The organism is Achromobacter spanius (assembly GCF_003994415.1).
GTDB classification, from domain to species: domain Bacteria; phylum Pseudomonadota; class Gammaproteobacteria; order Burkholderiales; family Burkholderiaceae_B; genus Achromobacter; species Achromobacter spanius_C.
On record NZ_CP034689.1, the window covers coordinates 1,852,188 to 1,866,290 of the forward strand.

Genomic DNA, 14,103 nt, shown 5'->3' on the forward strand with positions numbered 1-14,103 from the left:
GCGCGGCATCCGGTCGGGGGCGGCGCCCTCGTCCGGATTTGCAACACACTGTTCTGCCCCAAGCGACCTACGGAGAGAAGGGTTTTCCCTGGCGGTCCCGTGGCTTTGGGCGATAATGGCCCCCTCTTAAAGTTTCCTAGGCCTTGCGCGAGCGACTGGTTGCCTAGACAGGTAAGCTGAAATGAATTCTCCGATCGACCCCGCCATCGTGATGCCCGACGTCCAGAGCTCGGCGGACACCCGGCACATCCCGATCCAGCGCGTGGGTATCCGTGGCGTGCGCCACCCCATGCTGATTGAAAGCGGCGATGGTTCGCCCCAGGGCACCGTCGCCAACTGGACCTTGACCGTGGCGCTGCCGCCCGAAGAAAAGGGGACGCATATGTCCCGCTTTGTGGCGCTGTTGGAAAAATATCGCAGCACGCCCATGACGCCGGCCTTGTTCCGCGCCATGGCGGCAGACATGCTGCCGCTGCTGCACGCAGAGCGCGGTGACATCACCGCGGCGTTCCCGTACTTCATCAACAAGTCGGCCCCCATTTCCGGCGTGCAAAGCCTGCTGGACTACGAAGTCCAGTGGATCGCGCGCGCCCAGGGCGATAGTGTTGAATTCGAGCTCGTCGTGCAGGTGCCGGTAACCAGCCTGTGCCCGTGTTCGAAGGCCATTTCGGAATACGGCGCGCACAACCAGCGTTCGCACGTGACCGTGTCGGCCATCTTGAACGGCGACATCAGCATGGACGGTGTCATCCGCCTGATCGAAGAAGAAGGTTCGTGCGAACTCTGGGGCCTGCTCAAGCGCCCCGACGAAAAGTACGTGACCGAACGCGCCTACGACAACCCCAAGTTCGTCGAAGACCTGGTGCGTGACGTGGCCGCGCGCCTGACCGCGCACCCCGGCATCGCCCGCTACCGCGTTGAAGCCGAGAACTTTGAATCGATCCACAACCACTCGGCCTACGCCGTCGTGGAAGGCTGAGCGTCCCGTGCACCATCCGGCGGCCAACGACTGGCCGCTCATCGCGGGGCTGCAAGCCTGGGAATCGCGGCTGGCCAATAACTTGGCCGGCCGCGGTCGTTTGGGCGTGGCGCTCTACGAGTTCTTCCGCTTTGGCGTCAAGCAAGCCTGGGCCTGCCTGTTCGGTGGGCTGATGTGCGCGCTGCTGCTGGGCACGCACTGGTGGTATCCCAAGGACGCGCTGCTGGCGCGCTACGACTTTCTGACCATCGCCGCGCTGGGCATCCAGGTCTTGCTGCTGGCCTTGCGCATGGAGACCTGGAGCGAGGCCCGCGTGATCCTGATGTTCCATGTGGTTGGCACCGGCATGGAAATCTTCAAGACGGCGGCGGGGTCGTGGATCTACCCCGAGGCCAGCGTGCTGCGCATCGGCGGGGTGCCGCTGTTTACCGGCTTCATGTATGCGGCAGTGGGCAGCTATCTGGCGCGGGTGTGGCGGCTGTTCGATTTCCGGTTTCGCGCCCATCCTCCCATGGTCGCCACGGTGGCCTTGTCGGTGCTGATCTACCTGAACTTCTTCGCGCACCACTTCATCATGGATTTCCGGTGGTTGCTGTTCGCGCTGACGGCCGTGCTGTTCGCGCGAACCTGGGTGTATTTCCGCATATGGCGCGTCTACCGCCGCATGCCCTTGTTGTTGGGCTTCGTGTTGGTGGCCTTGTTCATTTGGTTCGCCGAAAACATCGGCACCTTCGCCAACGCCTGGCGCTATCCCAACCAGTCGCATGCCTGGCAATGGGTGTCCATCGCCAAGCTGGGCTCGTGGTTCCTCTTGATGATCATCAGCTACGTGATGGTCAGCGTGGTCAATCGGCCGCGTGAAATCGCTGTTGCCGATTTGCCGCAAGGGGTCGAGACGGGCGGTGGGAAAGCCCCGTCCCTGATTTCCTGACACCCCAGCCGCTTGCGAAGCGATGCTCAATCGGTAATAATCGAGGGCTTTCTTGCTCGACCGCCCATGGTTTTTGGGTAGCGGGCTGCCCCTTGCGGGCTAGTTGTCTTTTGTGTGTGCGGCTGAATTGTAGCCATGCATGCAACCACCCATGATGGAAAGCGCGGGTGCAAGACGCTTGGCCAGCAAGACATCCTCAAGGAGTTTTACTCATGCGTCACTACGAAGTAGTGTTTATTGTTCACCCCGACCAAAGCGAGCAAGTGCCCGCCATGGTCGAGCGTTACCAAGCGCTGGTCACGGGCCAAGGCGGCTCGGTTCACCGCCTGGAAGACTGGGGTCGCCGTCAACTGGCCTACCCGATCCAGAAGCTCGTCAAGGCTCACTACGTTTGCCTGAACATCGAGTGCGGCCAAGCCACGCTGGATGAGCTGGAACACTCGTTCCGCTACAACGACGCCGTTCTGCGCCACTTGGTCATCAAGACCAAGAAGGCCCAGACCACGCCCTCGATCATGATGAAGTCGGTTGAGCGCGAAGAAGCCCGTAAGGCTTCGGCTGAAGCTGTCGCGGTTCAGCCCGAGTAAGCAGGGCTCACGCAGAGCTCAACTCATGAAGTCCCCTCGGTGCCTGGCAGGATGAATAAGCTGGAACTCAGCGCCCGCGTTCTTGAATGCGAGCCTTTGCGCCACACTCCCGCCGGTCTGCCCGCACTGGAAATGGTGTTGGCGCACGAGTCCGAAGTCATCGAAGCCGGCCACCCGCGCCGTGTTGAATTGACGATCACGGCCGTGGCATTGGGCGATCTGGCGTTGCTGTTGAAAAACACCGCGTTAGGGTCTGAATTGCTGGTGCAGGGGTTTTTGGCTCCCGTCCGCAAAGACTCGGTGAAGATCAAGCTGCATCTGCAGCAGGCGCGCAAGATCAGCGGTAGCGCAGGACGCGATCCGCAGGTGGCTTGAAAGGGTTGAGCAAGAGGTGCGAGAGCGCCTTCTGAATACGGATAGGTTATGGGGTGCTGGGCCCGGTTTTCAAAAAACCCCGGGTAAAACCCGCCCCCTCAAACATAGAGGCACATATCATGGCTTTCTTCGGAAAACGCAAAGAAAAACGCAAATTCACGCAGCAGAACCCGCTCTTCAAGCGTCGTAAGTTCTGCCGCTTTACCGCAGCCGGCGTCGAAGAGATCGACTACAAGGATCTGGACACCCTGCGCGACTTCGTGCAAGAAAACGGCAAGATCATCCCGGCTCGCTTGACCGGCACCAAGGCAATCTACCAGCGCCAGCTGGACACCGCCATCAAGCGCGCGCGCTTCCTGGCCCTGTTGCCTTACACCGACAACCACAACTAATCCGGGGCACTGAAATGCAAGTTATTCTGCTCGAAAAAGTCCTCAACCTGGGCAACCTGGGTGAAGTCGTCCGCGTGCGTGACGGTTACGCCCGCAACTTCCTGATTCCCCAGCGCAAGGCCCGCCGTGCTACCGACGCCGCCCTGAAGGAATTCGAAGCTCGCCGCGCCGAGCTGGAAAAGGCCCAGGCTGAAAAGCTGGCCGCCTCCCAGGCTCTGGGTGAGCGCATTGCCGGCTTCCAACTGAAGATCGCTCAGAAGGCCGGCGTTGACGGTCGTCTGTTCGGCTCGGTGACCAATGCCGACATCGCTGAAGCGCTGAAGAAGGCTGGTTTCGAAGGCGTTGAAAAGGGCCAAGTGCGCCTGCCCAACGGCCAACTGAAGTCGGTCGGCGAGTTCCCGATCCAGGTCGCCCTGCACGCCGACGTGGTTGTCGACGTCACGGTTCAGGTCGAAGGCGAACTGTCCTAAGCCGGTACCCGCAGTAAAAAGAAGCCGGCCCGCGTGCCGGCTTTTTTCTTGTTGTCTGGCTGTCCTATGCTTGTCGTCTTGTCGGCGTCACGCATCAGACGCCACCTTGCTTCGCACAGAGGACCCCTTGACTCAGCCGCCCGTCCATCGCAACGCGCCGCCCGGCCTGCGCGCCTGGCTCGACAGTGTTGACGCCCTGCGTGAACCGTCGGTGCGCGACGTGACAATCGACGGCGTGCGCTGCATCGTCAAGCGCCGACGTCCGAGTTTTGGCCGCGGTGTCAGCTACGCGCTGCGCTATGTGCGCGCGCTTTTCCTGGGCATGGGCTGCAAGGTGTTTCTGGGCGAGTTTCCGCGCCCTGGCGTGCTGCTGCGTAACGGTCTTACGCACGAGGCTCAGCGATTGTCGATGCTGCTGGAGGCAGGCTGCCGCGTGCCGGAGGTGTGGTGGCAGGAGCAGGGCCTGCTGGTGCTGGAATATGTGGGCGACGATCTGGCCGACCTGATCCGCAACGAAGACGCCACCTCGCAGCTTTGGCTGACCCGCGCGGCAGCCGCCGATCTGGCGGCGTTTCACGCGCGTGGCATGTGGCATGGCGGCGCGCAGATCCGCAATGTCACCTTGCGTGATGGCGAGCTGTGGCGCATCGATTTCGAAGAGAACATCGGCGCAACTCTGTCCCGGCCGTTGGCTCAGGCCTACGACCTTTTCCAGATGTTGTCGTCGCTGGTGTCTTTGCGTAAATTGCCCGACGATGTAGCCGTTACGCTGGGTACACTGGCGCTCGACGTGTATCTGGAAAGCAACCCGGACACGGCGGTCAAGGCCCGCCTGAAGCGCTTGGCCCGCGTGCTTTGTGGCGTTGCTGCGCCTTTGCGTCCCCTGTTGCGGCGCCTGCCGTCGCGCGATATCCAGGGTTTTTTCCGCGTTGCCGCTATTTTGCAGCCGTTACTATTGAAGCCATGAACACACCTGCCGATCCCCAGCTTGAATACCTGCGCGTTCCTCCCCATTCCATCGAGGCGGAGCAGTCGGTGCTGGGCGGCCTGTTGCTGGACAACACCGCGTGGGACCGTATTGCCGACGTGCTGGTCGAAGAAGATTTCTACCGCCACGACCACCGGCTGATCTGGCACCACATCGCTCGCCTGATCGGCTTGGCGCGGCCCGCCGACGTCATCACCGTCAATGAATCGCTGATCAGCGCCGGCAAGGCCGAAGACTCGGGCGGCTTGGCGTATCTGAACGCGCTGGCGCACAACACGCCGTCGGCCGCCAACATCCGCCGCTACGCTGAAATCGTGCGCGAGCGCGCCATGCTGCGCAAGCTGGTGTCGATTGCCGACGAGATCTCATCGGCCGCCTTGAACCCGCAGGGCAAGGAAGCGCGCCAACTGCTGGATGAAGCGGAATCCAAGGTCTTCAAGATCGCTCAGGAAGGCTCGCGCGGCGCCGCCGGTTTCCAGGAGATCCAGCCGCTGTTGACTCAGGTGGTCGAACGCATTGACGAGCTCTACCACCGCGAAGGCAGTTCCGACGTTACCGGTGTGCCCACCGGCTTTACCGACCTGGACAAGATGACGTCCGGCATGCAGGGCGGTGACTTGATCATCGTGGCCGGTCGCCCGTCGATGGGCAAGACCTCGTTCTCGATGAACATCGGCGAACACGTGGCCATCGAGCAGGGCCTGCCCGTGGCGGTGTTCTCCATGGAAATGGGTGCGGTGCAGTTGGCGATGCGTATGTTGGGCTCGGTCGGCTTGCTGGACCAGCATCGCATGCGTACCGGCAAGCTCATTGCTGATGACTGGCCGCGCGTGACGCACGCCGTGCAACTGATGCAGGATGCGCAGGTCTACATCGATGAAACCCCGGCCCTGAGCCCGATGGAAGTGCGTGCGCGTACGCGCCGCCTGGCGCGCCAGTGCGGTCAGCTTGGCTTGATCATCATCGACTACCTGCAACTGATGTCGGGTAACGGCTCCGGCGAAAACCGGGCTACCGAAGTGTCGGAAATCAGCCGGTCGCTGAAAGGCCTGGCCAAGGAACTGAACTGCCCGCTGATCGCGCTGTCGCAGTTGAACCGAAGCCTGGAACAGCGCCCCAACAAGCGCCCCGTGATGAGCGATTTGCGCGAATCCGGCGCTATCGAACAGGACGCCGACGTGATCCTGTTCATCTACCGCGATGAAGTCTACAACCCGGATTCGCCCGACAAGGGTACGGCCGAGATCATCATCGGCAAGCAGCGTAACGGCCCCATCGGCACCGTGCGCCTGACGTTCCAGGGTTCCAGCACGCGCTTCCTGAACTTCTCTGGTGCGCAACCGCGCGACATGTACTGACCCGTCGTCGGCATCGCAAAAAAAAACCGCGTCACATCGAATGTGCGCGGTTTTTTTTGTGTGGAAGGGTTCAGTCTTTGACGTCCGGACGCTTGCCGTAGCGCGCGGCCAGCACGCCGCAGACCATCAACTGAATCTGGTGAAACAGCATCAAGGGCAGCACGATGGCGCCCACGGCGTGGCCGGCGAACAGCACCTGCGCCATCGGAATACCGCTGGCCAGGCTCTTCTTCGAACCGCAGAAAAGCAGGGTGATGCGGTCTTCCACGTTGAATCCGAACACCTTGCCCGCCAAGGCCGACAAGCCCAGTGCAAGCGCCAGGATGACCGCGCAGCAAACCACCAGGCCGACCAGCGCGGGGATGGGTGTGGTGCTCCACAGACCTTCGTTGATGGCTTCTGAAAAGGCGGTGTACACGACCAGCAGGATCGAACCCTGGTCAACGAACTTCAGCATGGCCTTGTGCTTGTGGACCCAGGCGCCGATCCAGCGGCGCGCGACCTGGCCCAGCACGAAGGGCAGCAGCAGTTGCAGCATGATCTTGCCGACCGCATCGAACGAAATCGGTGCGCTGCCGGCGTTGGCCACGACCGTGCCCACCAGCAGCGGGGTCAGGAAAATGCCCAGCAGGCTGGAGGCCGACGCGCTGCACACCGCGGCCGGCACGTTGCCGCGCGCCATGGAGGTGAAGGCAATGGCTGATTGCACCGTGGCGGGCAGGCAGCAAAGGAACAGAATGCCCAGGTACAGCTCGGGCGTGACCAGCGGTTCCAGCACAGGCTTGAGCGCCAGGCCCAGCAGGGGAAACATCAGGAACGTGGCCGAGAAGATCGTCAGGTGCAGTTTCCAGTGCGTCAGGCCGGCGATGATGGCCTCGCGCGACAGGCGCGCACCGTGCAGGAAGAACAGCAGGCCCACCGCAATGTTGGTGATCCAGCCGAAGACCACCACGCCTTGTCCGTGCGCGGGCACGATGCTGGCGATGATGACGGTGCAGATCAGGTAGAGGGTGAAGCGGTCGGGCAGAAGGCGGACTAGGCGTGACATGGACGAACCAAAGGGCGGGCTGAAAGCGGGGATGGCAAACGGGGATGAAAACGGGAATGAAAACGGGAACGGCAGGCGGCGGCGCGGCAGCCACGCCTGAAACGGGGCGTATTGTAGTCCTCGTGGGGCGCTTGCCGCGCTAGGGCGTCATTGCCAGGGCCAGATCGAACGCGGCCACCAGCGAAGCGTGGTCGGCCACGCCACGGCCGGCGATGTCGAAGGCGGTGCCGTGGTCGACGCTGGTACGCACGAAAGGCAGGCCCACCGTGACGTTCACGCCGTGGTCCAGCCCCAGGTACTTCACCGGAATCAGTCCCTGGTCGTGGTACTGGGCCACGACGATGTCGAATTCGCCACGGCGCGCGCGCATGAAGATGGTGTCGCCGGGCCAGGGGCCGCTGGCGTCGATGCCTTCGGCGCGTGCGCGGGCGATGGCCGGCTCGATGATGTCGATGTCTTCGCGGCCGAACTTTCCGCCTTCACCGGCGTGGGGGTTCAGGCCCGCCACGGCCACGCGCGGGGCGGCGATGCCCATTTGCCGACAGGCCCGGTCGGCCAGCCGCATGGCGGTGAGTTCGGCTTCGGGCGTGATGCGCGCGATCACGTCCGCCAAGGCCACATGAATGGTCACCAGCAGCACGCGCAATTCGTCGTTGGCCAGCATCATGGCGAAGTCTTGCGTGGCGGAGCGGTCGGCCAGGATCTCGGTGTGTCCGGGGTAGTCGATACCCGCTTCGTGCATGGACTTCTTGTTCAGCGGCGCGGTGACGATGGCGCGGATGCGGCCGGCCTGCGCGTCATCAATGGCGGCGCAGACATAGTCGTAGGCGCCGCGTCCGGCTGCTGCGCTGATCTGGCCGAGTGGCAGATCGGCGGGCAGGGCGGGGCTGCAGGAGACGACATGAATGCGCCCCGCAGCGGGGCTGGCCTGGGTGACGTCGCGGATTTCCACGACCTCCAGGCGCGCGCCCAATTGCGTCACGGCGCGGCGCAGCGCGCCCGCATCACCATAGACCACACAGGGGGCGCTCAAGCCTTGCGCAATCGCCTTGACGACGATTTCAGGGCCGATGCCGGCGGCATCGCCCATGGTGATGCCCACCGGCAATGACGCGTTCACGATGCCTTGTCCTTGGGCGGTTCAATGACGCCGCATTCGAACGTGACCGTGGCGCGCTTGGAACCCAGCCCCGTCGCGTGATTGGAAGTCACTTGCGGCTTTTGCAGCTTGCGACCGATCTCCTGACAATACTGGTCGGCGCGTTGCAGCGTCTGATTCTTCAGTTCAACCCACGTCAGCAATTGCGTGCCCGAACTGTAGGTGACGCTGTAGGTGTCTTTACCGACGGACGTGACCTCGCTCATGCTGGAGCAGGCGGAGAGCAGGGTCAGCAAGGCGGCGGCGGGGGCAAGGCGTGCAAACATGGGTCATCCAGAAATCGCGATATCCGCCATTACAACACCATGTCGGTGCACGAGAAAAGACGCTGGGGTTGCTCGCGCGGCCCTTGGGTGGGCCTCAGGGGGCCGCCACGGCGCTGCGCCGATCCACCTTGCGGCTCAACACGATAGAGGTCTGCGTCTGCTTGACCCCGTCGATCAGGCCGATGCGGTCCAGCAGGTCGTCCAGTTGCTCGTGGGTTTCACAGCGCAGGAAGATCAGGTAGTCGTACGGTCCGCTGACCGATGACACCTCTTCCACCTCCGGCATGCGTTCCAGTTCGCGGATGACGGCGGCCGGCGTCTTGGGCAGCACGCTGATGAAGCAATAGGCCCGCACCGCGGCTTCTTCCAGGCGGCGGCCCAGGCGCACGCCATAGCCCGACACGATGTGCTCGCGTTCCAGCCGCGCGATGCGTGCGACAACGGTGGTGCGCGCCAGCCCCAATTTGCGCGCCAGGATGGCCGCGGGTTCACGCGCGTTGGCCGAAAGCAGGCTGAGCAGTTGCCGGTCGATGTCGTCGAGTCGTTCGTTCATGCTGAAAACGTGCGCCAAGTAGCGGAGTGCCGACGGTACAGGCGCGCAGCGGCTTGCGTCAATGCGGGCGAGCCGGGCTAACCGTCTGATTCAGGCGGAATGCCGCCGTGATAGATGCGACCGTCGAACTCGAATCGTGTGATGGTCTTGTGCGCGGCATCGAAAATGCGGTCGCGGCTGGCGTCATCCAAGCCGTCGTGGTCGGCGAAGTGGAAGCGACAAAGGTCGATGTCGCTGTCGTAGAACACGGAATTCACAAAGCGGCTGACGTCGGCTTCATGCGCGAAATGTGCGAATTCCCGCAACTGCTCCATCTCGTGGAAGGCGCCGTTGCGGCTGACCAGCAGCATGCCGAATTTGCGTTCTTCGTCGGCCACCAGTTCCGGCGCTGCTGGCGCGCTGATGGCCAAGGGATCTTCATAGTCGAAGCGGGCGCCCGCTTCATGCATGGCGTCCAACACGGTTTGCCACTGGCGTTCGTCCAGCGCCAGGCGGGCCATCATGTAGAACAGGCGCTGCCGGCCCAGTGTGCGCGGCTCGGGGCCGCCGACGTAGCTGGGCCATGGCGTCGCGGCGTCCAATCCGGCCAGTTCGGCCATGCGTGCATCGCTGAAGCCCAGCTTGTCCTGCAAGCGTTGCAGCGCCTGAGCATTCGGGGGGCATAGTTCTGGATCGTCTTCATGAGCGCGCTCCCGTGGCCCCGGATGCCGCGGATGGCGCCGGTGGCGTGCGCCGCGCTGGCTCAGCGGCTACGCTTTATGCTAGCGCGGCGCCTGGCGCTTGCCTAGCGCCCGCGCGGCAAGGCGGGCAGGGGCAGGGGGGGCGGGCGCCATGCTAGGATTTGCGCCGATCATCACTGCCAGGAGGCTTACGCCATGGATATCCAAGAACAAATTGCCGTTATCGTCCACACCATTTCGCACCAGGGCGGCCGCATCGACGCGCTGAATTCGACCTTGTTGTCGATGCTGCACCTGGTCAAGGCATCGCCGGGCCTGCGGGAAGCGATCGAGGCGCAGTTGGAGCAGAACTATTCCAGCCTGTTGGCGCGCTCCGAAAACCCGCAGTACGTGGCGGGCTTCGAAAGCGTGCGTGACATGATCATTGCCGCCCTGAAGTAGGCGTTGCGCGGGCGCTGCACATCAGAAAGTTACCCACATCTTCTGTGGACAAGCCTTGGGATAGTGCGGGCATAGATCTGCATTGTCCTTTAATTACAAGGGCTTGAGGCTGGCGGTCAAAGGTGGCTCCATTTGGGCGTTTCAGACACGCAATTGTGTAATCTCCACAAGCGCGCCAAGCCGGGTAATATGCGGCCCCATGCGGAATCAGTATCGATTGGAACACCCGGGCACCGCCATGTTGGCGCGCGTTTCGGAAGCGGCAAAGCTGGCGGCGTTCGACCCCGGCAAACTCTCGCCTCAAGCGCGCGAAAGCTGGGAGCGCATGGGGCATGGCTTCAAGGCGTGGCACGACTTCGACCAGCGCCACCCCATCCTGCGCCGCTTGGCGTTGTTACCCCTGGTTGGCGGCTGGTATCGCAAGGCGCGACGGCGCCATGTATTGCGCGCCAGTGGCCGCATCGTCTGTTGATGGCGGCTTAGCGCCGCCGTCGGCGGGCAAGCAGGTGATAGGCCAGCCCAATCGCCAAGCCGATCGCCGCGGCGACGGCCAGCTTGGTTTCAACGCCGTGCAGGCGGCCGAGCAGGGTCTCGATGGTTTGGCCAAACGCATAGCCCACCACGCTGAAGCACACGGCCCAGATGACGGCGGCGATGGCGTTGAGCACCAGGAAGCGCAACGGTGGCACGCGCGACATCCCTAGCGCCACGGGCCCCACGGTACGCAGGCCATACAGGAATCGCAGGCTGAGGATGAAGCCGTGCGGATAGCGGTCGATGGCGGCCAGCGCTTTTTCAAATGCCGGTTTTTCGCGGATGCGCCGCACGAAGCGGTGGTCGCGATAGCGCCGGCCCAGAAAGAACAGCAGTTGGTCGGCCCCGAAGGAACCGGCGAAGGCGCACAACATCACATACGGCAAGTGCAGAAGATGCTGGTGCGCCAGAAAGCCCGCGAACACCACCACGCTTTCGCCTTCCAGAAAGGTGCCGGCCAGCACCGCCCACAGGCCGTAATCAACGATGAATTGATGTAGCGACATGTTCATCCCGCGCGCTCGCCCACGATGCGCGCCAGGGTCAACAAGGCGCGCGAGATCTCCGGGGTGGTGCGCTGGCCGCAACTGATGCGCAGGAAGTGGTTGTAGCGCGTGCCGTTCGAAAACATGGCGCCGGGGGCAACGCGGATGCCTTGCCGCAACGCCGCTTCAAACACGTCCATGCCCGAACGACCATCGGGCATTTCCACCCACAACAGCATTCCGCCTTGCGGCACGCTCAAGCGCGTACCCTGCGGAAAGTGCGCGGCGATGGCCTCGGCCGTTTGGTCGCGCTGTTGCTTCAGGTGCCTGCGCAAGCGCGTCAGGTGGCGGTCGTAGGCGCGTGACCCCATGTACTCGGCCACGGCGATCTGCGCTAAGGGTTCATTCGGCCGGCTTTGTGCGTACTTCAGCATGGCAATGCGCGCCTTCCAGCGCCCGCCCAGCAGCCAACCCAGGCGCATGCCCGGGGCCAGCGTCTTGTGCATGGAAGAACAATAGATCACGTTGCCGGTTGCATCCCAGGACTTGGCCGCGACCAAGGGCGTGTCGTCATCGGTCAGGGCGCCGTAGGTGTCATCTTCAATCAGCGGCACCTGCTGGCGTTCGCACAGCGCCACAAGCCGTGCTTTCTCGGCATCCGGCATGACGCAACCCAGCGGATTCTGGAAGTTCGGCACGACGACCACGGCGCGAATATTGCCGTGCGTCTGGAAGGCCAGGTCCAGCGCCTCGATCGACAAGCCGTGCTGCGGGCTGGTCGGAATTTCCAGCGCGCGCATGCCCAGGCTTTCCAGAATCTGCAGCAGCCCGAAGTAAGTGGGCGACTCGACGGCGATAGTGTCCCCCGGTCGTGCCACGGCGCGCAGCGCCAGATTCAGGGCTTCGATGCAGCCATGCGTGACGATCACGTCATCCGGCGTGGCGTTGATGCCATTGGCCAGCGCCCGGCGCGCCAGCACCGTCCGTAGCTCGGGGTGTCCTTGCGGCGGTACCGGACTCACCAGCACATGGGGCGACGTGCGCAGCGCGCGCGTCATTGCCTGCTTCAGCGCATCCATCGGATAGGCTTCGGGCACTGCCGCCGCCAGGGCGAAATTGGCGCTTACCGGGTGCGCTTCGCATTTGGCGATGAAGTCCGACACGCGATCATGGATGCCGACGTACTGCGCGGCGCCCAGCGTCTGCCGGATGTCTGGCTCATTGACGGGCGGGATTGTGTTGCGGCGGGCCTGCAAAACGAAATAACCCGACCGTGGCCGGGCTTCGATCAAGCCGTCGTCTTCCAGTTGGCGGCAGGCTTGCAACGCGGTAGACAGGCTGACATGGTGCGTGCGCACCAGTGTGCGTACGGAAGGCATGCGCTGGGCGGGCGCCAGGACGCCCGTCTGGATGGCGCGCCGATAGTGGTTCGCCAAGCGTAGGTACAGCGGTTGTGGGTCCATGCGCCGATCATGCTCCCCGAGCTTGGAATGTAGGAAGGCACAGATTGAAGAAAAGTACACCATAACAGCGGCAAAATCGAGCATCTGCATCGGTACAGAAAGCCAGGGATTGTGGCTGTTGCGCAAAGCAGCGCCCGCGTAGCCTGTCAGTGTCCGATTGGAGATCATCATGCATGCCGATAGTTACCCCGAAGGCCCCTCCCGCCGCCTGCAAATCGCGCCTGGCGCCTCTCACACCTTTGTGCTGCGTGCCGGCGCAACCATCATCTGCATGGCCGGCAGCTTGCGCCTGGAAGAAGCGGCGGCAGGCACGGAAGCCACGGGCCGCCTGCCTTTGCCGGTTTCCGTGCGCGTGCATGCAAGCGAGGCGCATGCGGTCGTAGAGGGGGGCGTGGTGCGCGTCACGGCTATCGACGCCGCCGACATCATTTGCCTGGATGTTCCGGACCCAATTAGCCGTATCTTGAGGGCGACCGCAAAAATATTTCGCCTGAAATCGCCTAAATCTTCGAATAAAAGCCTGGGTGCGCTGCACAAGATTTCATAATGGTGTATGATTCATCACATCAGACGCGGGGTGGAGCAGTCTGGCAGCTCGTCGGGCTCATAACCCGAAGGTCGTAGGTTCAAATCCTGCCCCCGCAACCAGTTTCAAGAAAAGCCGCGATTTCATATCGCGGCTTTTTTTCGTCCGGCGTTTCCTTTTTTTGCCTGGACTTGCCCTGGGTCAACCCAATGTTCCAGCCCGGAGTTTCCCGGATGTTCGTGCCTGCACAGCGCCCCAACCCTGAGCTACCATGGGCCACGCGCGCTAGGTTGCCGCACAGAAGGAGGGGTCATGGGTACAGCAAAATACGATCATCCCGGTTTTGTCGCCGATACCGGCGCTGAAGGCAAGTACCACGTCGGCATCTGGTGCCCGCACGGCTACCCCGCCCACATCCATATCGGCCGGCCCGCGGAACGCGGTGATCCCCAGGCGCTGCTGCGCTTGCGCATTCCGGATGGGGTTTTCCAGTCTTTGCCGGATGATCCCGAAACCCTGTGCCGTCGCGCGCTGGGCCAAGCCATGGGTGCGGGCTTGCTGCGTTCGGTGGCCGTGGATGGCGAGTATCAAGAGTTGCGCTTTGAATTGGACGCGGAGCCTTGGTCTGGGCCCATGCAGGCCGCCGGTAACGCCTGAGCCTGGGAGTTCGGCCGGAAGTTACGGCTGAGAGTTACCCACAGCGACTGTGGACAAGCCTTGGGATAGGCTCTGTGCATGTTGGAATTATTCTTGCAAAACAAAGGCTTGGCGCCTGCGGTCAAACATTGGCCGGCGCCAGGCCTTTTTCATGCCGGCAGGCGGGGCTGGCGCGGATCCCGAGCCCCCGTCCGCCGGGCCCGTGCGACAA

18 protein-coding genes, 1 tRNA gene and 1 pseudogene are annotated in these 14,103 nt (G+C 63.0%); 13 read left to right on the forward strand and 7 right to left on the reverse strand.

Translation table 11 applies throughout. The features are described from left to right. Positions 1-181: 181 nt before the first annotated feature. From folE2 to ELS24_RS08395, 8 genes are all read left to right on the forward strand, one after another. On the forward strand, positions 182-979 hold the full coding sequence (gene folE2, locus ELS24_RS08360; RefSeq protein ID WP_050446047.1) for a GTP cyclohydrolase FolE2: 798 nt from the start codon (positions 182-184) through the stop codon (positions 977-979). Positions 980-986: 7 nt separating this feature from the next. Then, positions 987-1,910, forward strand: coding sequence for a DUF817 domain-containing protein (locus ELS24_RS08365; protein ID WP_127186277.1), 924 nt, complete (start codon positions 987-989; stop codon positions 1,908-1,910). A 212-nt stretch (positions 1,911-2,122) separates the two neighbouring features. Beyond that, a complete protein-coding gene (gene rpsF, locus ELS24_RS08370; protein ID WP_006218306.1) occupies positions 2,123-2,497 on the forward strand; it encodes a 30S ribosomal protein S6 in 375 nt (124 codons plus the stop codon). A 51-nt stretch (positions 2,498-2,548) separates the two neighbouring features. Further along, positions 2,549-2,872, forward strand: coding sequence for a primosomal replication protein N (gene priB, locus ELS24_RS08375; protein WP_050446043.1), 324 nt, complete (start codon positions 2,549-2,551; stop codon positions 2,870-2,872). A 119-nt stretch (positions 2,873-2,991) separates the two neighbouring features. Beyond that, entirely contained in the window at positions 2,992-3,264 is a 273-nt protein-coding gene (rpsR, locus tag ELS24_RS08380) for a 30S ribosomal protein S18 (RefSeq protein WP_006218308.1), read from the forward strand. A gap of 14 nt (positions 3,265-3,278) precedes the next feature. Then, positions 3,279-3,734 carry a 50S ribosomal protein L9 gene (gene rplI, locus ELS24_RS08385; RefSeq protein ID WP_050446042.1) on the forward strand — a complete coding sequence of 152 codons (456 nt, stop codon included), beginning with the start codon at positions 3,279-3,281 and terminating at the stop codon, positions 3,732-3,734. Between the two features lie 127 nt (positions 3,735-3,861). Beyond that, complete coding sequence (locus ELS24_RS08390) at positions 3,862-4,701, forward strand: hypothetical protein (RefSeq protein ID WP_050446041.1); 840 nt, start codon at positions 3,862-3,864, stop codon at positions 4,699-4,701. Continuing rightward, entirely contained in the window at positions 4,698-6,080 is a 1,383-nt protein-coding gene (locus ELS24_RS08395; RefSeq protein ID WP_006218311.1) for a replicative DNA helicase, read from the forward strand. The genes ELS24_RS08390 and ELS24_RS08395 overlap by 4 nt, the downstream gene beginning before the upstream one ends. Before the next feature lie 70 nt (positions 6,081-6,150). Here ELS24_RS08395 and ELS24_RS08400 read toward each other — a convergent pair whose 3' ends face one another. From ELS24_RS08400 to ELS24_RS08420, 5 genes and pseudogenes are all read right to left on the reverse strand, one after another. Next, positions 6,151-7,128, reverse strand: a complete 978-nt coding sequence (locus tag ELS24_RS08400) for a bile acid:sodium symporter family protein (RefSeq protein ID WP_127183841.1) — start codon at positions 7,126-7,128, stop codon at positions 6,151-6,153. A gap of 139 nt (positions 7,129-7,267) precedes the next feature. Beyond that, positions 7,268-8,248, reverse strand: a complete 981-nt coding sequence (gene pdxA, locus ELS24_RS08405) for a 4-hydroxythreonine-4-phosphate dehydrogenase PdxA (protein ID WP_127183842.1) — start codon at positions 8,246-8,248, stop codon at positions 7,268-7,270. After that, positions 8,245-8,553: a hypothetical protein gene (locus ELS24_RS08410; RefSeq protein WP_050446040.1), complete on the reverse strand. Its 309-nt coding sequence runs from the start codon at positions 8,551-8,553 to the stop codon at positions 8,245-8,247. The genes pdxA and ELS24_RS08410 overlap by 4 nt, the downstream gene beginning before the upstream one ends. A 94-nt stretch (positions 8,554-8,647) precedes the next feature. Beyond that, complete coding sequence (locus tag ELS24_RS08415; RefSeq protein ID WP_050446088.1) at positions 8,648-9,106, reverse strand: Lrp/AsnC family transcriptional regulator; 459 nt, start codon at positions 9,104-9,106, stop codon at positions 8,648-8,650. A gap of 77 nt (positions 9,107-9,183) precedes the next feature. Further along, positions 9,184-9,788 (reverse strand): annotated as a pseudogene (locus ELS24_RS08420) (hypothetical protein). A gap of 193 nt (positions 9,789-9,981) precedes the next feature. On the opposite strand from ELS24_RS08420, the gene ELS24_RS08425 reads away from it, so the two are divergent. Continuing rightward, positions 9,982-10,227 carry a hypothetical protein gene (locus ELS24_RS08425; protein WP_050446038.1) on the forward strand — a complete coding sequence of 82 codons (246 nt, stop codon included), beginning with the start codon at positions 9,982-9,984 and terminating at the stop codon, positions 10,225-10,227. A 199-nt stretch (positions 10,228-10,426) separates the two neighbouring features. Continuing rightward, positions 10,427-10,699 carry a hypothetical protein gene (locus tag ELS24_RS08430; protein WP_230693601.1) on the forward strand — a complete coding sequence of 91 codons (273 nt, stop codon included), beginning with the start codon at positions 10,427-10,429 and terminating at the stop codon, positions 10,697-10,699. A 7-nt stretch (positions 10,700-10,706) separates the two neighbouring features. Here ELS24_RS08430 and ELS24_RS08435 read toward each other — a convergent pair whose 3' ends face one another. Together ELS24_RS08435 and ELS24_RS08440 are read right to left on the reverse strand one after the other, a co-directional pair. Then, a complete protein-coding gene (locus tag ELS24_RS08435) occupies positions 10,707-11,273 on the reverse strand; it encodes a DedA family protein (RefSeq protein WP_127183843.1) in 567 nt (188 codons plus the stop codon). After that, on the reverse strand, positions 11,270-12,709 hold the full coding sequence (locus tag ELS24_RS08440) for a PLP-dependent aminotransferase family protein (protein WP_050446036.1): 1,440 nt from the start codon (positions 12,707-12,709) through the stop codon (positions 11,270-11,272). Before ELS24_RS08440 ends, ELS24_RS08435 begins: the two co-directional genes overlap by 4 nt. Positions 12,710-12,878: 169 nt before the next feature. On the opposite strand from ELS24_RS08440, the gene ELS24_RS08445 reads away from it, so the two are divergent. From ELS24_RS08445 to ELS24_RS08455, 3 genes are all read left to right on the forward strand, one after another. Beyond that, complete coding sequence (locus ELS24_RS08445; RefSeq protein WP_240669467.1) at positions 12,879-13,256, forward strand: hypothetical protein; 378 nt, start codon at positions 12,879-12,881, stop codon at positions 13,254-13,256. 24 nt (positions 13,257-13,280) lie between these two features. After that, a tRNA-Met gene (locus ELS24_RS08450) sits at positions 13,281-13,357 on the forward strand. A 190-nt stretch (positions 13,358-13,547) separates the two neighbouring features. Next, complete coding sequence (locus ELS24_RS08455) at positions 13,548-13,892, forward strand: hypothetical protein (protein WP_050446034.1); 345 nt, start codon at positions 13,548-13,550, stop codon at positions 13,890-13,892. The last annotated feature ends 211 nt before the right edge of the window (positions 13,893-14,103 follow it).